At 28.5% G+C, this 1,345-nt stretch carries 1 protein-coding gene; it reads right to left on the bottom strand.

Features of this window, described 5'->3' with window-relative positions:
• A partial coding sequence (locus CRU91_RS12025) for a TonB-dependent siderophore receptor (protein WP_222718479.1) occupies positions 1-1,345 on the bottom strand: 1,345 nt, incomplete at both ends.

Genomic DNA, 1,345 nt, shown 5'->3' with positions numbered 1-1,345 from the left:
GGTCATTAAATACTATATCATCCCCTATTAAGATATTTTTATATTTAGTTGCTGAATCTAGTTCTCTTTGTTGTGTTCCTATAATACCGTTATTTCTCCAAAGAGAATCATCAGGCTTTGCAAAGTTCTTTAAATCATTTAAACTTATATCATCAATAAAATCATAATATGCCCAACTATCAGATGAACGGTAATTGTTAGTTGAACTTAAAGAGTAACCAGTAGTTAAAATATGACTAATATTTCCTGTATCAAATTTTGAATCTAGAAATAGATTTGCTCCATAATTTTTACTTTTACTCCAAGTACCACGGGCAAAATATGAATTATAATTTCCTTTTACAATACCATTACTTACCACTAATTCAGAATAATCTCCTCTATGTTTCATATTTTCATAAAATAGATTAGTTCGTAAAGTAAAAATATCATTTATATCATATCTAATATTATTCTCAATTTTATTTGATTTTATTTCACTTTCTAACCAATCAGGATTATAACTTTTATTTTTTGTTATACTTGCTCTATCTAATTTTTCTGATCCCCATGTACTAAAATCGGTAGTTGCACCTTTTGTTAAAGTATCTTTATATGAATATTTTATATCTGTATAAAAATTATCTGTTGGTTTCCAATCAAATACTAAGCTAATAGCTTTTTGTTCTTTTTCAGATTCATTTGGTAATTCACCATCTTGATAAAATCCATTTATTCTATATCCAACAGTATTATCTTCATTAAATTGTCCACCTAAATCTAAGTGAGTATAGTATGACTCATTTCCATAGCTACCGATTGAGATATTTCTTAAATCTTTCGTTATTGGTTTTTTAGTTATATAATTAACTGCACCTCCAACTCTTCCCCCACCATATAAAAACCCAGTTGCACCACTTATGATTTCAACTCTTTCTATATCTTGCATCATTGGGATACTTGTATTCCCATTTGCATATGAAATACCATTAATAATTGGATTAGCTACTCCAAATCCTCGCATAATAACTTGTGAATTATCTCCATTACCATATGCTGCTCTAGCTGCTTCTTGAGTTGTTGCATTCATTTTAAAGATTTGTTGCATATCTTTAGCTTGTACATTTTCGATAAGTTCTTGAGGTATTACAGTCATAGAATATGGTGTATCTTGTAAACTTCTTTTACCCCAAAGTCCAACACCAGTTATATTTTCAGTTAAGTATCCTGAATCTGCTGTTCCATTTTTATAATTAGAACTAGAAACAGATATTTCATCTAAAACAGTAGTATTACCAAAGTTTTGATATTTTGGTTTTTCTATTATGTAAATTATGCTATCTTCTTCGATAGCTTTGAGATTATG

Origin of the sequence: Aliarcobacter vitoriensis, from assembly GCF_003316695.1 — a bacterium.
GTDB classification, from domain to species: domain Bacteria; phylum Campylobacterota; class Campylobacteria; order Campylobacterales; family Arcobacteraceae; genus Aliarcobacter; species Aliarcobacter vitoriensis.
This window is presented reverse-complemented; position numbering and strand designations above follow the sequence as displayed.